The organism is Xanthomonas arboricola (genome assembly GCF_002940665.1).
Taxonomy (GTDB): Bacteria; Pseudomonadota; Gammaproteobacteria; order Xanthomonadales; family Xanthomonadaceae; genus Xanthomonas; species Xanthomonas arboricola_B.
On record NZ_MIGY01000001.1, the window covers coordinates 389,649 to 410,040 of the forward strand.

The window sequence follows — 20,392 nt, forward strand, 5'->3', positions numbered from 1 at the left end:
CAAGAACAACGCGTGACGGCCCGTCGCCGCCCCGCAGGAGTGAGCAGATGTCGTTGTCCGTGTTTCCATGCCGCCTGGCGGTCGCGCTGAGTCTGGGCGTGGGCCTGCCGCTGATCTGCGCGCCGGCATTGGCCGCAACAAGACCCGATGCGACGCCGGAGCAACGCGCCGCCGCCCTGGTCGCGCAGATGAGCCGGGAGGAAAAAGTCGCGCAGGCGATGAACGATGCGCCGGCGATTCCGCGCCTGGGCGTCCCCGCCTACGAATGGTGGAGCGAAGGCCTGCACGGCATCGCACGCAATGGCTACGCCACGGTGTTTCCGCAATCGATCGGACTGGCGGCCAGCTGGAATACTGCGTTGATGCAGCAGGTGGGCACGGTGGTGTCGACCGAGGCGCGCGCCAAGTTCAATCAGGCCGGCGGCCCGGGCAAGGATCACAAGCGCTACGCGGGCCTGACCATCTGGTCGCCCAACATCAATATCTTCCGCGACCCGCGCTGGGGCCGTGGCATGGAAACCTACGGCGAGGATCCCTTCCTCACCGGGCAATTGGCGGTGGGCTTCATTCGCGGCTTGCAGGGCGACGATCTGGATCACCCGCGCACCATCGCCACGCCCAAGCACATCGCCGTCCATAGCGGACCGGAGCCGGGCCGGCACGGCTTCGATGTGGACGTGTCGCCGCGCGACGTGGAGGCGACCTATACGCCCGCCTTCCGCGCCGCCCTGATCGACGGCCAGGCCGGCTCGGTGATGTGTGCGTACAACGCGCTGCACGGCACCCCGGCCTGCGCGGCCGACTGGTTGCTCAACGGCCGCGTGCGTGGCGACTGGGGCTTCAAGGGTTTTGTGGTGTCCGACTGCGATGCGGTGGACGACATGACCCAGTTCCATTATTTCCGCCCAGACAACGCCGGCTCCTCGGCCGCCGCGCTCAAAGCCGGGCACGATCTCAACTGCGGTTACGCGTACCGCGCCCTGGGCACTGCCATCGAACGCGGCGAAGTGGACGAAGCCCTGCTCGACCAGTCGCTGGTGCGCCTGTTCGCCGCGCGCTATCGCCTGGGCGAACTGGAAGCGCCGCGCAAGGATCCGTATGCCAGGCTCGGCGCCAAGGACATCGACAACGCCGCCAATCGTGCCTTGGCACTGACAGCGGCCGCCGAGTCGATCGTGTTGCTCAAGAACCAGGCCAATACCTTGCCGCTGAAGGCCGGCACGCGGCTGGCGGTGATCGGCCCCAATGCCGATGCCCTGGCGGCGCTGGAAGCCAATTATCAAGGCACCTCGTCCGACCCGGTGACGCCCCTGCTCGGCCTGCGCCAGCGCTTCGGCGCGCAGCAGGTCAGCTATGCGCAAGGCGCGCCGCTGGCCGCAGGCGTGCCCGGCATGATTCCGGAAACCGCGCTGCGCAGCGACGGCAAGCCGGGCTTGCGTGGCGAGTATTTCGACACTGTCGATCTGGACGGCGCGCCGCGTGTGGTGCGGCAGGATCGCACGGTGAGTTTCAACTGGGACCAGGTCGCCCCCGCAAAGGGCGTGCCGGCCGACCGCTACGCGGTGCGCTGGAGCGGCGAGCTGCTGCCGCCGAGCGCGGGCGACTACACGCTGGCGGTGCGGGTGGCGCGCTGCTTCGATTGCGCCGGCCATGACCCGGTGCGGCTGTACGTCGACGACAAGCTGGTGGTCGCCGGCAATGCCGAAGACAAGCACGTGCCGGCCGGCATGCACAACGCCGACGGCCGCAGCGTGGAGACCGTGCTGCACTTCGACGACACCCGCCCGCGCAGGATCCGCCTGGAGATGGAACACCGCGGCCAGGACCAGGGCGTGCGCCTGGAGTGGCTGCCACCGGCAGCCGCGCAACTGGCCGAGGCCGAGCAGGCGGTGGCGCAGGCCGATGCGGTGGTGGCCTTCGTCGGCCTGTCGCCGGATGTGGAAGGCGAGGAGCTGCGCATCGACGTGCCCGGCTTCGACGGCGGCGACCGCACCGACATCGCCCTGCCCGCCCCGCAGCAAGCGCTGCTCGAACGCGCCAAGGCCTCCGGCAAGCCGCTGGTGGTGGTGCTGATGAGCGGCAGCGCGGTGGCCTTGAACTGGGCCAGCACGCACGCCGATGCGATCGTGGCGGCGTGGTATCCGGGCCAGTCCGGCGGCACCGCGATCGCGCGCATGCTGGCCGGCGACGACAACCCCGGCGGGCGCCTGCCGGTGACGTTCTATCGCTCCACCAAGGACCTGCCGCCCTACGTCAGCTACGACATGAAGGGCCGCACCTATCGCTACTTCAAGGGCGAGCCGCTGTTTCCGTTCGGCTACGGCTTGAGCTACACCCGCTTTGCCTACGGCGCGCCGCAGCTGTCCACTGCAACCCTGCAAGCCGGCAGCACCCTGCAGGTGACCGCCACCGTGCGCAATACCGGCACGCGTGCCGGCGACGAAGTGGCGCAGGTGTATCTGCAGTATCCGCAGCGCCCGCAGTCTCCGTTGCGCAGCCTGGTCGGCTTTCAGCGCGTGCATCTGCAACCGGGTGAGCAGCGCACGCTGCGCTTCACCCTGGATGCGCGCGCCCTGAGCGATGTAGATCGCACCGGGCAGCGTGCGGTGGAAGCCGGCGATTACACGCTGTTTGTCGGCGGTGGCCAGCCTGACTCCGGCGCGGCTGGCGAGGCCGCAGCGTTCTCGATCTCGGGGCGTTCGCCGTTGCCGAAATAAGCGGGGCATCTGCGCGACATGCAACAGGCGTCGGCTGTCATGGCCGGCGCTCGGCGGCAGCCACATGGACGCCTGCAAGGCGTTGCTGATCCATCCGGCGATCGGCACGTAGCCCGTCGCGGCGCATGCTGGCAGAAGGTTGTCCGGGCGGCATGCGCAGGACGATGGCCACTGCGCAGTGCCGGTCTAGCGGCGCGGACATGCGCTCGAGCGAAGGACGGTGCTGCGCGAGCGCGGGTGAGGCCGACCAGCCGCCGCGGGCACGGCTGCAGGCCACGCGTACGGCGCCGAATTGTGCGGGTGCACTATGCACATTCGGCGCACACGTTGTATGGTCATCGGGAATTGGTCATGCATAGGTCTGATCCTCGGGCCGGCACGTGATGCCGCCGCTGCAAGGAAGTCCACTGCGTCGACCGTTTGCTGAAATCCCAGGGAGCTCCAGGTCATGCACACCCGCCGCGACATCCTCCAGTTGCTGGGCGCCAGCGCGGGCGCCGGCCTGCTCGCCGGCGCACTGCCCGCCTTCGCCGCCCCCGTTGCCGGCACCTCCACCGCTGCCGGCAACTTCGTCAGCAAGCGCCCGCCCAAGGCGCAGCGCCGCTTCGTCAGCAAGGCGGTCGAGCAGCAGATCGTGCAGATCAAGTCGCGCATCGCCGACCCCGAGCTGGCCTGGCTGTTCGAGAACTGCTACCCCAACACGCTGGACACCACGGTGGAAACCGGCACCCGCAACGGCAAGCCGGACACCTTCGTCATCACCGGCGACATCCATGCGATGTGGCTGCGCGACTCCTCCGCCCAGGTGCACCCGTATGTGCCACTGGCCAGGCGCGACCCCGCCTTGCGGCGCATGTTCCATGGCCTGATCCAGCGCCAGGCCGCCTGTATCCGGCTGGATCCCTACGCCAACGCCTTCCTGCCCGATGGCCAGACCCAGCGCCTGAAGTGGTCGCTCAACGACATCACCGAGATGAAGCCCGGCGTGGGCGAGCGCAAGTGGGAGATCGATTCGCTGTGCTACCCGATCCGCATCGCGCACGCATACTGGCGCGCCACCGGCGATGCCGCCCCGTTCGACGACGACTGGCGCGCGGCGATGCACGTGGTGGTCAAGACCTTTCGCGAACAGCAGCGCAAGGACGACCGCGGCCCGTACGTGTTCCAGCGCCCCTCGCCGCTGGCGACCGAGACCCTGGTGCTGGAAGGCTACGGCCAGCCGACCCGGCCCAACGGCATGATCCACTCGATGTTCCGCCCCTCCGACGATGCCTGCGTGTATCCGTTGTTCGTGCCGGCCAACCTGTTCGCGGTGGCTTCGCTGCGCCAGCTGGCAACGATGAGCACGGCCCTGCATCGCGATGCCGCGTTCGCCGCCGACTGCACCGCGCTGGCCGACGAAGTGGAAGCCGCCACGCGCAAGTTTGGCCAGCAACGCGACGCCGATGGGCAGTCGTACTGGGCATTCGAAGTGGACGGTTACGGCAACCAGTTGTTCATCGACGACGCCAACGCCCCCGGCCTGCTCAGCCTGGCCTACCTGGGCTGCTGCGACCGCGCCGACCCGGTGTTCCTGCGCACGCGCCAGCTGGCCTGGAGCGAACGCAACCCGTATTTCTCGCGCGGCAGTGCCGCCGAAGGCGTCGGCAGCCCGCACAGCGGCATGGGCACGATCTGGCCGATGTCGATCATCCAGTACGCCCTGGTCAGCGACGACGACGCACACCTGCGCCAATGCCTGCAGTGGCTCAAGACCACCCATGCCGGCACCGGCTTCATGCACGAGGCCTTCGACAAGGACAACCCGAGCACCTTCACCCGCGACTGGTTCGCCTGGGCCAACACCTTGTTCGGCGAACTGATCATCGACCTGCACCAACGCAAACCCCAGCTGCTGCGCAGCGCCTGATTTTGCGAAGGGCCCGCCCTTCCAACGCGGAACTGCAGAGCGCTTGATCTTCCCTTCTCCCGCCGGGAGAAGGTGCCCGAAGGGCGGATGAGGGTACGGCCCGCCCCATTTCGTGACATCCAAGAGCACATCACCATGGCAACACGACGCGGTTTTCTCCAAGGCGCCATCGCAGCGGCACTGTTCGGCGGCGCAGGCCTCTCCGGGCGCGCGCGCGCGCGCGCCGGCAACTACGCACTGCCGGCCGATGCGCGCACCCGCGCCGAGCTCACCCGCCATGTCGATGTGTTCATCGGCACCGGCGGCCATGGCCACACCTTCCCCGGTGCGACCCTGCCGTTCGGCATGGTGCAGCTGAGCCCGGACACCTACAACGCGGTGTGGGATGCGTGCTCCGGCTATCACGCGTCCAACGGCTCGATCATGGGCTTCTCGCATACGCACCTGTCCGGGACCGGCATCGGCGACATGCTGGACTTCCTGCTGGTGCCCGCCACCGGCGAAGTGAAGCTGGTGCCCGGCGCACTCGACGCACCGGACAGCGGTTACCGCTCGCGCTACGACCATGCCGACGAAGCCGCCTCGCCCGGCTACTACCGCGTGCGGCTCAAGGACAGCGGCGTGCATGCCGAACTCACCGCCACCGCGCGCGCCGGCCTGCACCGCTACCACTTCCCCAAGGGCAGGCCGGCGCATGTGCTGCTGGACCTGTGCCACGGCATGCAGGACAAACCCGGCATCCCCACCCGCATCACCGACGCGCAACTGCGCGTGGTCGACGACCGCACCCTCACCGGCGGCCGGCGCGTCCATCAATGGGCGCAGGGGCGCTACATCTATTTCGCCATGCGGCTGTCGCGACCGTTCAAACAGGTGCAGCTGTACAACGAAGACCAACCGCTGGCCGCAGGCACGCGCAGCGTGGACGGCGTGCACCTCAAGGCCGCACTGCACTACCCCGACGCAGCCGACGCACCGCTGCTGATCAAGGTCGGCATCTCGGCGGTCAGCGCCGACAATGCGCTGGCCAACCTGGATGCGGAACTGCCCGACTTCGACTTCGCCCGCGTGCATGCGCAAGCCGTGGCCGCCTGGGAAAAGGAACTGGCGCGCGTACGCATCGACAGCGACGACGACGCGCAACGCCGCATCTTCTACACCGGCCTGTATCACAGCCTGCTCGCGCCCACCCTCTTCAGCGACGTGGATGGCCGTTACCGCGGCATGGACCTGCAGATCCACACCGCCCCCAAGGGCTATCACAACTACAGCACCTACTCGCTGTGGGACACCTACCGCGCCGCGCATCCGCTGCTCACCCTGGTGCAGCCCGAGCGCGTGCCGGACCTGGTGCAATGCCTGGTGCGCGGCGCCAACGAATGCCCGGATGGCGTGGGCATCTGGCCGCTGCAAGGCGTGGAGACCGGCTGCATGATCGGCTACCACTCGGCCGTGGTGCTGGCCGAAGCGCATGCCAAGGGCTTCACCGGCATCGACTACAAGGCCGCCTGGCCGGCCTACCGCAAGCGCGCCATGGACGACACCACCCATGGCCTGGCGGACTACCGCACGCTCGGCTACATCCCCGCCGACAAGGTCGACGAAGCGGTCAGCCGCACGCTGGAATACGCCTACGACGACTGGGCCTGCGCGCATCTGGCGCAGGCCGCCGGTGCCACCGACGATGCACGCGCACTGCGCGAACGCTCGCGCAACTACCGCAACGTGTTCAATCGCGACAGCGGCTTCGTGCAGGCGCGCCTGGAAGACGGCAGCTGGGCTAAACCGTTCGATCCGCGCGGCATGGGCCACATCGGCAAGTGGCGCGACTTCACCGAATCCAACGCCTGGCAGGCCAGCTTCCTCAACCAGCACGACCTGTACGGCTACATGGACCTGTACGGCGGCCGCGACGGCTTCGTCGCCAAGCTCGACGAGCTGTTTTCCACCAGCTCCGAACTGCCCGCCGATGCGCCACCGGATATCGACGGCCTGGTCGGCCAGTACGCGCACGGCAACGAGCCCAGCCATCACGTGGCCTATCTGTTTGCCTACGCCGGCCAGCCGTACAAGACCCAGGCGATGGTGCGCCGGCTGCTGCGCGAGCAGTACCACGATGCGCGCAACGGCCTGTCCGGCAACGAGGATTGCGGGCAGATGAGTGCCTGGTTCGTGCTCAGCGCGCTGGGGCTGTATGCGGTGGACCCGGTCAGCGGCAACTACGTCCTTGGCAGCCCGCTGTTCAAGCGCGCAGAACTCGATGTCGGCAACGGCCGTACGCTGCGCATCGTCGCGCACAACAGCGGCGCGCAGAACGTGTATGTGCAGTCGCTGAGCTGGAACGGCAAACCGACCAACCGCAGCTGGATGCGGCATGCCGACCTGGCCGCTGGCGGCACGCTGGAATTCACCATGGGCGCCAAACCGAATCCGGCCTTCGGCGCGAACAAGGAGGATCTGCCGCCTTCGTTTGCTTGATGTTTGTTCTTGCTCGTCACTCGTCACTCGTTACCGCCGGGAATCGCCCATGTTGCGCAGCACCCTCAGCCCCCTCGTCCTGGCCCTCGCGCTGGCGCTTCCCGTCGCCGCCCGTGCCGCCGACACCGACACCTGGCCCAGCTTCGGCACCCAGGGCACGCAGTTCGTGCGCGACGGCAAGCCGTATCAACTGCTCTCCGGCGCCATCCATTTCCAGCGCATTCCGCGTGACTACTGGAAAGACCGCCTGCAGAAGGCGCGCGCACTGGGCCTGAACACGGTGGAGACCTACGTGTTCTGGAACCTGGTCGAACCGCAGCAGGGCCGGTTCGACTTCACCGGCAACAACGATGTGGCCGCATTCGTACGCGAAGCCGCCGCGCAAGGCCTCAACGTGATCCTGCGGCCGGGCCCCTACACCTGCGCCGAGTGGGAAGCCGGCGGCTACCCCGCCTGGTTGTTCGGCAAGGACAACATCCGCGTGCGCAGCCGCGACCCACGCTTTCTCGCCGCCAGCCAGGCCTATCTGGATGCCGTGTCCCGACAGGTGCGTCCGCTGCTCAACCACAACGGCGGGCCGATCATCGCCGTGCAGGTCGAGAACGAATACGGCTCCTACGACGACGACCACGCCTACATGGCCGACAACCGCGCCATGTACGTCAAGGCCGGCTTCGACGACGCCTTGCTGTTCACCTCCGACGGCGCCGACATGCTCGCCAACGGCACCTTGCCGGACACCCTGGCGGTGGTGAACTTCGCTCCCGGCGAGGCCAAGAGCGCGTTCGACAAACTGATCAAGTTCCGCCCCGGGCAACCGCGCATGGTCGGCGAGTACTGGGCCGGCTGGTTCGACCACTGGGGCAAGCCGCACGCCAGCACCGACGCCAAACAACAGACCGAAGAACTGGAGTGGATCCTGCGCCAGGGGCATTCGGCCAACCTCTACATGTTCATCGGCGGCACCAGTTTCGGCTTCATGAATGGTGCCAATTTCCAGGGCAATCCCAGCGACCATTACGCCCCGCAGACCACCAGCTACGACTACGACGCCATCCTGGACGAAGCCGGCCGCCCCACCCCCAAGTTTGCGCTGATGCGCGACGCCATCGCCCGCGTCACCGGCGTGCAGCCGCCCGCGCTGCCGAAGCCGATCGCGATCGCGGCACTGCCGGACACCCAACTGCGCGAATCCGCCTCGCTGTGGGACAACCTGCCCGCCCCGATCGCCATCGACACGCCGCAGCCGATGGAACATTTTGGCCAGGACTACGGCTACATCCTCTACCGCACCACCGTCACCGGCCCGCGCAAGGGGCCGCTGTATCTGGGCGAGGTGCGCGATGCGGCGCGGGTGTATGTCGACCAGAAGCCGGTCGGCAGCGTCGAGCGCCGGCTGCAGCAGGTTTCCACCGATGTGGATATTCCGGCTGGCCAGCACACACTGGATGTCTTGGTCGAAAACAGCGGCCGCATCAACTACGGCCCACGCATGGCCGACGGCCGCGCCGGGCTGGTCGACCCGGTGCTGCTGGACAACCAGCAGCTCACCGGCTGGCAGGCCTTCCCGCTGCCGATGCGCTCGCCCGACAGCATCCGCGGCTGGACCCGCACTCCCGTCGCAGGCCCGGCCTTCCACCGCGGCACGCTGCGCATCGGCACACCGACCGACACCTATCTGGACATGCGCGCCTTCGGCAAGGGCGTGACCTGGGCCAATGGCGTCAACCTGGGCCGCCACTGGGCCATCGGCCCGCAGCGGGCGTTGTATTTCCCGGCGCCGTTCCAGCGCAAGGGCGACAACGCCGTGGTGGTGTTCGACCTGGACAGCACCGCCAAGCCCGGCGTGCGCGGCCTGCAGCAGCAGGTATGGATCACGCCGAAGGAGTAACGGGCACGCGGATGGCGGGCCGGTGACGATCACGCACCGGTCCGGGATGGCGATCGCAAGCCGCATACCCATGCCCGCCGACGCCCAAACCAACCGCGCGGCAACCCGCCGGGCGCTCCCGGACTGGCGCCCCTTCAGACTGCCGCGTGCGTGCCGCTATCTGGAGGTCCGCTGCCCGCGCAGCGTCTGCTACCTGTGCGGTATCGGACCGATCGCATTCCAGGCAAGATCACCGGCTCACGCCGTTGTGCAAAGGCAGTGGCGCATTCCCGTCGTCCCCTCGGGCGACGGTCAGATCGTGAGTTCCAGGAGCGTTTCATGTCCTCGTCCACCGTTACGCAAGACCCTGTCTCCGCGGTTCCGGAGCAGACCCAGCACGCCTTCGCCGAACACGTCCACAGCAAGCCCGCGCCCAGCCAGCCGATCGGCAGCACCGAAGCGGCGCACCTGATGACCTTCCTGTGCCAGACCCACTCGGCCAAGCAGCCGCAGATCCTGCTGCCACCGCAGGCGCGCGACGACGACGCGGCCTGAGTGCACCGACGCACTCGCGTCAGCAACATTGGCGACAGCACTGCCGCTGTCGCCAGCCGCCATTATTTGCCGGTGTTGAACGCATTGAGCACGGTGAGCAGACTGGTCAGATTGTCGGCGACACCTGCTTGCGCGACCTTCTCGACATCCGCCGCCGAGGCGGTCGTATCAAGGCTGTAGATCTGCATCACGCCCTGATTGGCGGCGGCCTGCGACAGCGTGTTTTGCTGCTGTTGCGCCGATACCGCGTTCTGAAACAGGATGTCGGTCGAATGCGCCATGCTCTGGTAGATCGTGCCCATCGCCATTGCAGGCGCCTCGCCAATGACCTTGACGTTGGCCTGCGTGACGGTATCGGTGATCTGGTCGTTGACTGCGGTGGGAAACGCCATGTGCGTGCTCCTGGGTGGATGGATACACGGCACTACGCGCTCAGCCCGGTTGCGCCGAAGGCCAGCCGCAGCCACTGATCGCTTCGCAGTCCACCGGGCAAGCGCCAGCCCCAACTGCATACCGTGTCATCTCGATAACGGCCTGCGCGTGTACGACTGAACCCTTGCAGCACACCGACGCAATCTGCGTCGCAGGCACATCGTGGCCGCGCGCAACCGCTGTGCGATAACACTTGTCACCACATGGCTGACCGGCTCCCGATCGGAGCCGGCCTGGCAATCGGCATGTTCGCTACGTGCCAACACACCGCTCAACCACGCTCAGCGCGCAGCCGCACCCTTGCCGGTATTGAACAACTGGAACTCGCGGATATGCACCGCATCGGCACCGGACTGGATGTTCAGGCGCACCCGCGACGCGGTCACCGGCGCGAAGTGATCGATCTTCATCCGGCCAATCGCCTGCGCCTTGGCCAGCGGCACCCACTTGCCGTCCTGCCAGGCTTCCACCGCATACTTCTGCACCAGCTGGCCGTCGTTGATCCACTCCATGCTCAGCGCGCTGTCGAAGGTCACCGGCTGCTTGAACTGCAGCTCCAGCACCGCGCTATGCGAACCGGCCGGCGCACTCCAGAATGTTTCTCGATCGCCGTCCACTGCCGCGTCGATGCCGTCGGTTTTCTTGATATTGCCGGCCACCAGATTCTTGTCCGCGCCGTAGCGCGCCTGGAGCGCCTGGCCGAGTTCCTGCAAGCGTGCAACGTCGGCTTCCGGCAACAGTCCGCGCTTGTCCGGTGCAAGACCCAGCACCAGCTGACCGCCCAGGCCGACGCTCTTTTCCCAGATGTCCACCAGTTCATCCACGCTCTTGAGCGTCTGATCGCTATTGGGGTGCCAGAACCACTGCAGCTTGTGCAACGGCGTATCCACCTCCACCGGGCGCCAGCGCAGGTAGCCATGGCGGTCGATCACGTTCCAGTTTTCGCCTTCGATGAAGCCGGCCTCGTTGCCCACCCAACGCACGTCGCCGTACTCGAACAACGCGGTGTCGGCGAACACCATCGCATTGGCCTGATAGGTGCGCAGCTCTTCCATGTACTTGTCGAAGTTGTACACGTGGCCGGCGCTGCCGGCGCCGTCCAGCCACCACTCGGTGATCGGGCCGTAGTGCGAGGCCAGCTCCACCAACTGCGCGGCGTAGAACTTGTCGTATGCCTTGGAATCGGCATATTTGGGCTCGTGGCGATCCCACGGCGACAGGTACACGCCAAAGCCCATGCCCTCCTTGCGCACCGCATCGCTGGTGAGCCTGACCAGGTCGCCCTTGCCGCCCATCCACGGGCTGCTCTTGACCGAATAATTGCTCTCGGCGGTCGGCCACAGCGCAAATCCGTCGTGATGCTTGGCCACCAGGATCACGTACTTCGCACCGGCCGACTTGGCCGCGCGCGCCCACTGGCCCGGGTCCACATTGGTCGGGTTGAAGGTCTTGGCGCTGGCGGTCCCGTCGCCCCACTCCTGGTCCAGCCAGGTATTGGGATTGAAGTGCACGATCACGCCGAATTCCAGGTCCTGCCACGCCACCTGCTGCGGCGAGGGCTTCACCTCGGCAAAGTTCTGCGCAATGGCGGTGGGCAGGGTCAGCGCGGTCAGGCCGAGCGCGGCCAGCCAGCGCAACGGGGAGAGCGGGTGTGATGACATCGCGGGTCCTCGCAGTGGTGGGCGACCACGGCCGCCTGGATGGCCAGAGCATATGGTATTTAATAGATGATAAATAGGTATCTTTAAAATCTGCACAGGACTGGACCACGATGCATCCGTCACGCCTGCTGAGCTGCCTTGCCGCAAGCCTTGCCGTCTTCGCAGTCCAGGCCGAATCGCGCACGCCGCCGTGCTCGCCCATCGTGCTCAGCGAGTTCATCGCCGACCCTGCACCGACGCCGCAGGCGCACGCCTCCACCCTGCTGGAAACCCGCGACGGCACGCTGCTGGCGGCCTGGTTCGGCGGCGCGCAGGAGGGAGCGGCCGATGTCGGTATCTGGCTCGCGCAGCGCGGCGCGCAGCAATGGCAGCCGCCGCGACGCATCGCCGACGGCGCGCATGCCGGCACGGATGGCGCGGCGCTGCCGGCCTGGAATCCGGTGCTGTTCCAATCCGGCACCGGCCCGGCGCAGCTGTACTACAAGCTCGGCCCCAATCCGCGACAGTGGTGGGGCCTGCGTATCACCTCGGATGATGACGGTGCGCATTGGTCGCCACCGCAGCGCCTGCCCGACGGCATTCTCGGCCCGATCAAGAACAAGCCGGTGCAGTTGCCGAATGGGCGCATCCTCGCGCCCAGCAGCAGCGAAGACCGCGGCTGGCGCGCGCATCTGGAATGGAGCGACGACGACGGCGCGCATTGGCAACGCGGCATGCCGCTCAACGACCCGGCGGTGATCGGCGCGATCCAGCCCAGCGTCCTGCTGCATGCGGACGGGCGCGTGCAGCTACTCGGGCGCAGCCAGCAGAACAGGTTGTTCAGTACGTTCTCGCAGGATGGCGGCCTGCATTGGCACCCCATGCAGTTGCTGGACGTGGAGAACCCCAACTCCGGCACCGACGCGGTGATGCTGCGCGACGGCCGCGCCCTGCTGGTCTACAACCCCGGTATCGCCGGCAAGGACTGGTGGGACGGTCGCGGCACGCTTGCGGTGGCGCTCTCGAGCGACGGCGTGCATTGGCAACGCGCCATCACGCTGGAAAACAGCGCAAAAGACGAGTTCTCCTATCCGGCGGTGATCCAGACCCGCGATGGCCTGGTCCATATCAGCTACACCTGGAAGCGCCAACGTATCAGGCATGTCGTCCTGGATCCGACACGTCTCGGCAGCGAGGCAGAGGACACGAGATCGCCCCAATCACTGCCCGGAAGTGCGCAATAGATCGAGAGATTGAGGGCGCGGTGCCCTCACCACTTCTGGGACACGCCGTGACCCCGTCCGTGGAGGCCCTTGGCGGCATCCATCATGCTCTGCTTGCAAACACGCACACCGACCATTCCGACTGGTCCTTGCCCGCCCACCATCGCGGGACCTTACGCGGCATGGACGCCGCGTAAGAGCCTACAAGGACGTACTTGCGGCGTGTCCTGCGATGGTGGGCGGGCAAGGGCCCTGCAACGAAGCACAAGATCAGATGCTTTGCGCTCGCTTCTTCCACAGTGCCCCTGCTTTTGTCCACGCATACCGACCATCTCGACAGGTCCTTGTCCGTCCACCGTCGCGGGACCTTGAGCGGCATGGATGCCACGCCAGAGCCTACAAGGACGTACTTGCGGCGTGTCCCAAGATGGTGGGCGGGCAAGGGCCCTGCAACGAAGCACAAGATCAGATGCTTTGCGCTCGCTTCACCTGGATTGCCCAGCCCCAGCATGCAAAAAGGTCCCAGCTCACCTGCTCCACAATCGGCACGCAGCGCCTCACAGCTCTTGCAACAGCCCCACGATCCGCCGCACCCGCGCCACATCGGTACGCTGGTAATCGCCGCCCAGGTCGGAGATGTGCGCATGCGGCGCATGCACCTGCGCCGCAACCGGCCCACGTGAGGAGGCATGGAACTCGCGCGCACCGGTGTTGGCACGCAGCGCACGTACATTGCTTTCGGACACGCCTGCACCGGGCATGATGCTGATGCGATCACCCGCCTGCCGCACCAATGCGGCAATGGTGTCGATACCGTCAAGCGCGCTCGCACGTGCACCGGAGGTCAGCACGCGCTCGCACCCCAGCGTCACCGCATCTTCCAGCGCGCGCGACGGATCGGCACTGACATCGATCGCACGATGAAAGGTCACACCCAGCGAACCGGCTGCGGCGATCAACACCCGCATCGTGTCCATGTCGACCTGCCCATGCGGATCCAGCGCGCCCAGCACCACGCCATCGCAGCCCAACTGCACGCATTGCTCCACATCGCGCCGCATCACCTCGACCTCCGCCGCATCGAAGACGAAATCGCCCGCGCGCGGACGGATCAGTACGTACAGCGGAATCTGCAATCGCTCACGCACCACCGCCAGCGTGCCGAATGATGGCGTCAGCCCGCCGCCATCCAGGCCCCCGCAGAGCTCGACACGCATCGCACCGCCTTCCTGCGCCGCCAATGCCGACCCCACCGAATCGGCGGCCACTTCCAGCCCCAACGCACTCATGCTGCAGGCGCAGCGGTGTAGTGGCTTTCGCCGGGCACCAGCAGATCCTGCCGCTGCGCATCGCAGACCGCGTAACTGAAACCCTTCTGGATCGCGAACGCCCCCACCTCGCCGCGCTTGTTCATTGCCAGAAACCCCACCTGCAAGGTGCGGGTGAGTTCGGGCTTGCGGCGAATCAGCCGCATCACCACCTCGCGGCAGGCATCGGCAGGCGACTTGCCCTGGCGCATCATTTCCACCACCGCAAAACTGCCGACACTGCGGATCACCTCTTCGCCGACGCCGGTCGAGGTCGCACCGCCGACCTCGTTGTCCACATACAGGCCCGCCCCGATGATCGGGCTGTCGCCGACCCGCCCGTGCATCTTCCACGCCATGCCGCTGGTGGTGCACGCGCCGGACAGGTTGCCGTGCGCATCCAGCGCCAGCATGCCGATGGTGTCGTGATTGTCCTTGCCGCCCGGCAGCTTCGCATCGCGCCAGGCACGGTTTTCGATATTGGCTTCCGGCGAGTACTTCGAGGTCTTCAGCCACTCTTTCCACGCCGCTTCCGAGCTGGGCGTGAGCAGCCTGGTCTGCGCAAATCCCTGTTCCAGCGCGAACTGTCGCGCGCCGTCGCCGACCAGCATCACATGCGGGGTTTTTTCCATCACCGCGCGCGCCACCGAAATCGCATGCACCACATCTTCCAGCGCCGCCACCGAGCCGCAATTGCCCAGGTGATCCATGATGCAGGCGTCCAGCGTCACCCGGCCGTCGCGGTCCGGGTAGCCGCCCAGCCCCACGGTGGGATTGCTCGGGTCCGCTTCGGGCACCCGCACGCCGGCTTCCACCGCATCCAGTGCGCTACCGCCGCTGCCGAGGATTTTCCAGGCCGCCTGATTGGCGGCAATGCCGAAATCCCAGGTGGAAATCACCCGCGCCGCGCCGTGTGGCAGCGCGGTAACGCGTCCGGCCGTGCCGGCACCGACGGCCGCCTGCGCGCGTGCGCCCCACCCGGCCAGGCCGGAAGCGATCGCACCAAGCGTGGCGCTCTTGAGGAAGTGACGACGTTGGATCATCCGGGCGAACTCCATGCGGGAAGAAGACAGCCAGCCGCACTGCGCGGCGACAGTCTTCCATCATGCGGCAGCGCCGCGCGCGGATAAACCGCCTTGCGGCGCTGTCGGCCGCGGATCCGCGCACAACGACCGCTGCATCCGGCCCATTGCGCGCGCGGTAGCCTGCCCGCCCCACGACGAGGGCAGACAGACTCACCCGCCACAGGTGTCAGCGTCGTCGCGCAATTTGCTGGTCAACACATGGTCGCGCCAGACGCCGTTCAATTGCAGATACCGGCGCGCATAGCCTTCGATCTGAAAGCCCAGCCGCTGCAGGACACGCGCACTGCGCAGGTTGTCGGGGACGTATTGCGCCATCACCCGATGCAGGCCAAGCGGGCCGAACGCAAACGCGATGCCCTGCATGGCGGCCCACTGCATCAAACCGCGTCCCTGCTGCTGCGCATCCAGGCCGTAACCCAGATGACAGCCCTGGAAGGCACCGCGCTGGATCTGGGTGAAGCCGACCGTGCCGATCACCTGCGCATCGCGCAGCAATACCAGTTGCAACTCGCGTTCGCCGGGCACTGCGGTGCGATAGGCGATGCTCAGGCGGCGCCAGCCGTCGGTGCTGTAGAACGCCGGCGGCCGCAGCGGCATCGCAGCGGCCAGATGCGCGCGATTACGGCTGTGGTAGTCGGCCATCGCCGCCGGATCGACGATGGCCAGATCACACAGCACCACACCCTCGGCGTGCTCGACGCGGGCAAAGACGGGCAGACTCATGACAACCACGATCGCGCCTTGCGCGCGTCGTGCGTGTTGCGTGGATCAGGCTGATGCATACAGATCACGCCCCCGCAAACGGTTGCCCAACGGCAGCAAGAAGGCTCGGGCATCTGCCGTGTCATCATGGACTGCACGCAGCAGGGGCACGCCCGACTGGCCGGTGCAGCTCTGTCCCGATCCCCATCCCGACACTACCCGCACGTCGGCAGCGGCGGCGTCCAGCAGCGGCGCTTTAGGCGGCGACCGCCGCAAGCGCCTGCGCAACCTGCGCTTCGATCGCATCCAGGTTCGGCAGCAATGCGCTCTGCTCGCCCAGCAGCACGCGCATGTGCACGCCGTCGGGCAGCGCATCTTCGGACGCGTCGGCCAGCAGGCCATCGCGCGGCACCGAGATCAGCTGCGGGAACGAAGCGGTGAGCAAGGCGAAATACGGCAGCGCCGGATTGCCGCCCAGCGCCTTGAGCACGATCACCTTGTTGTTGACCGCCGTCGGCTCCTCGCCCATCCCGCTCAAGCGCGCGAACGACAGCAGCGGCACCTTCCAGCCGTACCAGTCGATGCGCCCGACCACCCAGCGCGGCATTTCGGCCATCGGCTCGACCGCCACCCGCGACATCACCTCGGCCACCGTGGCGTTCGGCAGCAGCACGCGCTCGTGGCCGGCCTGGATCAAAACGCCGCGGATTTCGTCATTGTTGGCGTAGCTCATCGCACCTGTTCCGATCTTGAGAGGAAGCGCCCGGCTTATGCCGGCCAGCGCTGTGCCAACGCCTGCGCCAACTGCACGGGGTCGCCGGTCAGGATGCCTTGGCGTGCCAGACGCGCCGCCGCGGCCGGGTCGTAGCAACCGTCGGCGGATTGACCCGCCAGCCAGCCGCCCTGCTCGGCCAGCGCCAGCGCTGACTCGACCAGCGCCTCATTGGCGCCGCTGAGCATCAGCACCGCGCTGTCGGTCGGCGGCAACGCGGCCACCAGCCCGGCAGGATCGGCCTGCGCGACAAACGCCAACGCGCCGGCATGCTGCTGCACGCCGATGTCGTCGGACAGCACGTAAACCTTGCCCGACGTAATCACCTGGCCGGCCTCGCCCAGTTCGACCGGCAACGCCGACACGCGTCCCATCTGCCGCACCAGGTTGCCGTACTGGCCGCCATCCAGGGTCATGCGCACCAGCACAGCGCGCGGAAACTCCGGCGGTAGCGCGGACAGTAGGCGACGGATCGCATCCGGGCCGCCGATGCCGGCCAGCACCAGCACTGCACCGGTGGTCGCACCGGCCTGATCCAGCTCGACCAGCGACAGCCCGCCGGTCGACAACGTATCCATGTTCACTTCGGCACGCGGGCGCACCACCACGGCCACCTCGTCGACCAGGCCCCAGGTACTGGAATCGCCCAGCGTCAGGGCCGGCGCCTCTGCCGCCGCTGCGGTCTCGGACGCGTCGGCGCCACGTGCGAACAAGGTGTCGCTGGGCACGCTGTCGAACGCATGCGCGGCTGCCTGCAGATGCTGGTCCAGCTGCAGATCCGAATGCTGCCGCGGTGCCAACTCCAGGCCCGGCTCGGGCTGCAGCGACGGCTCGCTCTCGGTGCCTGGCGGCAACACGTCGGCATGGCCATGCAGCTTGGCCGCCAGATGGCGCACCCAGCGCTGCGCTTCCCAGCCCTCGCGGCGCACGGTCAGCTCGGCTTCGTCGAAGATCACCGTGACGCCGGGCATGTTGAAGGCCGGCTCCAGCGCTTCGAGCGCGTCTTCGATCGACGGCTCCAGCGCAACCAGCACTGCCACCGGTTCGGCATCGCGCAGCATCTGCACGTCCACCGCCGCCGGTTCGTCTTCCAGCACCACGTGCGCGCCGGCCAGGCCGAGCGCTTCACGCAGGCGCTCGCGCGCCTGCCCGGGCCGGCCCAGCAGGGCGACCGGAGTTCCCATTGCGCCATTATTCTCGGACACGGGCGATCCCCAGCAGGTCATACACGTTTCGCATCAGATCCAACTCTTGGTAGGGCTTGCCCAGGTAACGCTGCACGCCGATCTCGAAGGCGCGCTGGCGATGCTTCTCGCCGCTGCGCGAGGTGATCATCACGATCGGCACCGCCTTGAAGCGTGGGTCGGCACGCATCGCGGTCGCCAGCTCGTAGCCGTCCATGCGCGGCATTTCGATGTCCAGCAGCATCAGGTCGGGCACGCGCTCCTGCAGCAGTTCCAATGCCTCGACACCATCGCGTGCGGTGGTGACGTCCAGGTTGTGGCGTTCCAGCACGCGGCTGGTGACCTTGCGCATCGTCAGCGAATCGTCCACCACCATCACCAACGGCACCTGACGCTGCGATTCGGCCGGGGTTTCCAGCGCCGGACGCGCCGGCTGGCTCAGATAGCGACGCACCAGCGGGGCCACGTCCAGGATCACCACCACACGGCCATCGCCGGTGATGGTGGCGCCGTAGATGCCCGGGACCGAGGCGATCTGCAGGCCCACCGGCTTGACCACGATTTCGCGGTTGCCCAGCACCTGGTCGATCGCCACCGCCGCGCGCAGGTCGCCCGCACGCACCAGCAGCAACGGCACCTGCGCCTGACCATCGGCACGCGCGGCGGCCTGGCCGACCAGCGAGCCGAGATCGTGCAGGACGTACTCTTCGCCAGCGTAGTGGTAGCCGCCCTCGCCAGACGCGTAGCGGCTGCGCGAGATGCGGCCGATACCGCTGACCGACGCCACCGGCACCGCGAAGGTGGTGTCGCCGATGCGCACGAACACCGCCTGGGTGACCGCCAGCGTCTGCGGCAGGCGCAGGGTGAAGGTGACACCCTGGCCGCGCACCGAGTGGATGTCCACCGAGCCGCCCAGCTGGCGCACTTCGTTGCGGACCACGTCCATGCCCACGCCACGGCCGGCCAGCTGGCTGACCTGCTCGGAGGTACTGAAACCGGAGGCGAAGATCAGCCCATCCAGCTCGGCCTCGCTGAGCTCCTGGCCAGGTTCGATCAGGCCGCGCTGCTCGCCACGGCGACGGATCGCCTCGCGGTCCAGCCCGGCGCCGTCGTCGGCCACTTCCAGCACGATTTCCGAACCTTCGCGGCGCAGACGGATCGCGATGCTGCCCTCTTCCGGCTTGCCCGCGTCGCGCCGTTGCTCCGGCGTCTCCAGGCCGTGCGCCACCGAGTTGCGCAGCATGTGTTCCAGCGGCGCGACCATGCGATCGAGCACGTTGCGGTCGAGTTCGCCCTGGGTGCCCTCCAACAGCAGATGCACCTGCTTGCCGGTGTCGCTGGCCGCCTGGCGGACCACCCGGCGCAGACGCGGCACCAGGCCGTCGAACGGCACCATGCGCGCGCGCATCAGGCCGTCCTGCAACTCGGAGCTGACGCGCGACTGCTGTTGCAGCAGACCATCGTATTGACGCGACAGGTCCTCCAATACCCCTTGCAGACCGCCCAAGTCGGCGGCCGATTCGTTCAGCGCGCGGCTGAGCTGCTGCAGGGTGGAGAAGCGGTCCAGTTCCAGCGGATCGAAGGTGCGATCGCCCTGGTCCTGCTCGCGCTGATACCGCGCCACGATCTGCGCTTCGGTTTCCAGATCCAGACGCCGCAACTGGTCGCGAAGACGGGCGTTGGTGCGATCCAGTTCGCCCATGGCACCGCGGAAGGCGCCCATCTGCTGTTCCAGGCGCGAGCGGTAGATCGCCACTTCGCCGGCGTGATTGACCAGGCGATCGAGCAGGTCGGCACGCACGCGCACCTGTTCCTGCTGCGCGCGCGGCATCAGTTCTTCCTCGACTTGGCCCTCGACCGGCACCGGCGCCGACAGCGGTGCCGGTTCCACCGACGCCTTGGCGATCGCACGCACATCGGCGTCGCTGGGCTCTGCGGCATTGCGGCCACGGGTACGGGTTTCGAAGGCTTCCACCAGGTCGGTCGGCATCGCCACGGCGCGGTGCATGCCGGTGCGGGTCAGCAGCTGATGCAGGCGGTCGAAGCCGCGCTCGAACAGGCGCACGTCGTCGCGGTCGATGTCGGTACGGTTGGCCGCCACCGCTTCGAGCAGCGATTCGATCGCATGGCCGAGATCGCCAATGGCGTTGATGCCGGCCATGCGCGCGCCGCCCTTGAGCGTGTGCAGGTCGCGCTGCAGTCCGTTGAGGACCTCGCGGTCTTCCGGCACCTCGCGCATGCGGGCGATCAGACCATCGCAATGATCCAGCAGGTCGCGGCCTTCCTCGACGAAGATGTCGACCAACTCGCCATCGAGCTGGTCGAAGTTGAGCGGGCCGGCATCGGAGTCTGCGCCCACATCGTTGGCGGTGCCATCGGCCGCTGCGGCGTCTTCCACCGGCGCACTGAAGGGCACGGCTGCGGCGTCTTCGTGTTCGCTTGCGGGTTCGGTGTGTCCGACTTGTTCGGAATGCTCGACAGGATCCGTTGCGTTGGTAGCCTCGCGCGTCTCGTCTGC

Annotated in this window: 13 protein-coding genes and 1 pseudogene; 6 read left to right on the top strand and 8 right to left on the bottom strand. The window is 67.4% G+C overall.

The window, feature by feature from the left end:
* The first annotated feature begins 47 nt into the window (after positions 1 to 47).
* The 5 genes from XarjCFBP7645_RS01835 to XarjCFBP7645_RS01855 all read left to right on the top strand — a co-directional run bounded on the left by XarjCFBP7645_RS01835 (position 48) and on the right by XarjCFBP7645_RS01855 (position 9,529).
* Positions 48 to 2,717 carry a glycoside hydrolase family 3 C-terminal domain-containing protein gene (locus tag XarjCFBP7645_RS01835; RefSeq protein ID WP_104536024.1) on the top strand — a complete coding sequence of 890 codons (2,670 nt, stop codon included), beginning with the start codon at positions 48 to 50 and terminating at the stop codon, positions 2,715 to 2,717.
* 448 nt (positions 2,718 to 3,165) lie between these two features.
* Positions 3,166 to 4,626: a glycoside hydrolase family 125 protein gene (locus XarjCFBP7645_RS01840; RefSeq protein ID WP_104536025.1), complete on the top strand. Its 1,461-nt coding sequence runs from the start codon at positions 3,166 to 3,168 to the stop codon at positions 4,624 to 4,626.
* Between the two features lie 135 nt (positions 4,627 to 4,761).
* Positions 4,762 to 7,104, top strand: coding sequence for a GH92 family glycosyl hydrolase (locus XarjCFBP7645_RS01845; RefSeq protein WP_104536026.1), 2,343 nt, complete (start codon positions 4,762 to 4,764; stop codon positions 7,102 to 7,104).
* A 49-nt stretch (positions 7,105 to 7,153) separates the two neighbouring features.
* On the top strand, positions 7,154 to 8,995 hold the full coding sequence (locus tag XarjCFBP7645_RS01850) for a glycoside hydrolase family 35 protein (protein WP_104536027.1): 1,842 nt from the start codon (positions 7,154 to 7,156) through the stop codon (positions 8,993 to 8,995).
* A gap of 318 nt (positions 8,996 to 9,313) precedes the next feature.
* The gene (locus XarjCFBP7645_RS01855) at positions 9,314 to 9,529 is read left to right on the top strand and encodes a hypothetical protein (RefSeq protein ID WP_016904393.1); all 216 of its coding nucleotides are present in this window, start codon (positions 9,314 to 9,316) and stop codon (positions 9,527 to 9,529) included.
* Between the two features lie 62 nt (positions 9,530 to 9,591).
* Here XarjCFBP7645_RS01855 and XarjCFBP7645_RS01860 read toward each other — a convergent pair whose 3' ends face one another.
* Complete coding sequence (locus XarjCFBP7645_RS01860; RefSeq protein ID WP_104536028.1) at positions 9,592 to 9,921, bottom strand: RebB family R body protein; 330 nt, start codon at positions 9,919 to 9,921, stop codon at positions 9,592 to 9,594.
* Between the two features lie 321 nt (positions 9,922 to 10,242).
* A complete protein-coding gene (locus tag XarjCFBP7645_RS01865) occupies positions 10,243 to 11,622 on the bottom strand; it encodes an alpha-L-fucosidase (protein ID WP_104536029.1) in 1,380 nt (459 codons plus the stop codon).
* Positions 11,623 to 11,732: 110 nt separating this feature from the next.
* Here XarjCFBP7645_RS01865 and XarjCFBP7645_RS01870 point away from each other — a divergent pair, with 110 nt between their 5' ends.
* Positions 11,733 to 12,845, top strand: a complete 1,113-nt coding sequence (locus XarjCFBP7645_RS01870) for a sialidase family protein (protein WP_104536030.1) — start codon at positions 11,733 to 11,735, stop codon at positions 12,843 to 12,845.
* Positions 12,846 to 13,381: 536 nt separating this feature from the next.
* On the opposite strand, the gene XarjCFBP7645_RS01885 is transcribed toward XarjCFBP7645_RS01870, so the two are convergent.
* The 6 genes and pseudogenes from XarjCFBP7645_RS01885 to XarjCFBP7645_RS22140 all read right to left on the bottom strand — a co-directional run.
* Positions 13,382 to 14,113: a copper homeostasis protein CutC gene (locus XarjCFBP7645_RS01885; protein WP_181126130.1), complete on the bottom strand. Its 732-nt coding sequence runs from the start codon at positions 14,111 to 14,113 to the stop codon at positions 13,382 to 13,384.
* Positions 14,110 to 15,174, bottom strand: coding sequence for a N(4)-(beta-N-acetylglucosaminyl)-L-asparaginase (locus tag XarjCFBP7645_RS01890; RefSeq protein ID WP_104536711.1), 1,065 nt, complete (start codon positions 15,172 to 15,174; stop codon positions 14,110 to 14,112). Before XarjCFBP7645_RS01890 ends, XarjCFBP7645_RS01885 begins: the two co-directional genes overlap by 4 nt.
* A 192-nt stretch (positions 15,175 to 15,366) precedes the next feature.
* On the bottom strand, positions 15,367 to 15,939 hold the full coding sequence (locus XarjCFBP7645_RS01895) for a GNAT family N-acetyltransferase (RefSeq protein WP_104536032.1): 573 nt from the start codon (positions 15,937 to 15,939) through the stop codon (positions 15,367 to 15,369).
* Positions 15,940 to 16,174: 235 nt separating this feature from the next.
* Positions 16,175 to 16,651 (bottom strand): chemotaxis protein CheW, encoded by a 477-nt coding sequence (locus tag XarjCFBP7645_RS01900; RefSeq protein ID WP_104536033.1) that lies wholly within the window; start codon positions 16,649 to 16,651, stop codon positions 16,175 to 16,177.
* 35 nt (positions 16,652 to 16,686) lie between these two features.
* Complete coding sequence (locus XarjCFBP7645_RS01905; protein WP_104536034.1) at positions 16,687 to 17,874, bottom strand: chemotaxis protein CheB; 1,188 nt, start codon at positions 17,872 to 17,874, stop codon at positions 16,687 to 16,689.
* Between the two features lie 7 nt (positions 17,875 to 17,881).
* Positions 17,882 to 20,287: pseudogene (locus XarjCFBP7645_RS22140) on the bottom strand (hybrid sensor histidine kinase/response regulator); the annotation flags it as partial.
* Positions 20,288 to 20,392: the final 105 nt, after the last annotated feature.

Coding starts and splice junctions, on each gene's coding strand:
- XarjCFBP7645_RS01835 (WP_104536024.1), top strand. CDS start 48: ATGTCGTTGTCCGTGTTTCCATGCCGCCTGGCGGTCGCGCTGAGTCTG.
- XarjCFBP7645_RS01840 (WP_104536025.1), top strand. CDS start 3,166: ATGCACACCCGCCGCGACATCCTCCAGTTGCTGGGCGCCAGCGCGGGC.
- XarjCFBP7645_RS01845 (WP_104536026.1), top strand. CDS start 4,762: ATGGCAACACGACGCGGTTTTCTCCAAGGCGCCATCGCAGCGGCACTG.
- XarjCFBP7645_RS01850 (WP_104536027.1), top strand. CDS start 7,154: ATGTTGCGCAGCACCCTCAGCCCCCTCGTCCTGGCCCTCGCGCTGGCG.
- XarjCFBP7645_RS01855 (WP_016904393.1), top strand. CDS start 9,314: ATGTCCTCGTCCACCGTTACGCAAGACCCTGTCTCCGCGGTTCCGGAG.
- XarjCFBP7645_RS01860 (WP_104536028.1), bottom strand. CDS start 9,921: ATGGCGTTTCCCACCGCAGTCAACGACCAGATCACCGATACCGTCACG.
- XarjCFBP7645_RS01865 (WP_104536029.1), bottom strand. CDS start 11,622: ATGTCATCACACCCGCTCTCCCCGTTGCGCTGGCTGGCCGCGCTCGGC.
- XarjCFBP7645_RS01870 (WP_104536030.1), top strand. CDS start 11,733: ATGCATCCGTCACGCCTGCTGAGCTGCCTTGCCGCAAGCCTTGCCGTC.
- XarjCFBP7645_RS01885 (WP_181126130.1), bottom strand. CDS start 14,113: ATGAGTGCGTTGGGGCTGGAAGTGGCCGCCGATTCGGTGGGGTCGGCA.
- XarjCFBP7645_RS01890 (WP_104536711.1), bottom strand. CDS start 15,174: ATGATCCAACGTCGTCACTTCCTCAAGAGCGCCACGCTTGGTGCGATC.
- XarjCFBP7645_RS01895 (WP_104536032.1), bottom strand. CDS start 15,939: ATGAGTCTGCCCGTCTTTGCCCGCGTCGAGCACGCCGAGGGTGTGGTG.
- XarjCFBP7645_RS01900 (WP_104536033.1), bottom strand. CDS start 16,651: ATGAGCTACGCCAACAATGACGAAATCCGCGGCGTTTTGATCCAGGCC.
- XarjCFBP7645_RS01905 (WP_104536034.1), bottom strand. CDS start 17,874: ATGGGAACTCCGGTCGCCCTGCTGGGCCGGCCCGGGCAGGCGCGCGAG.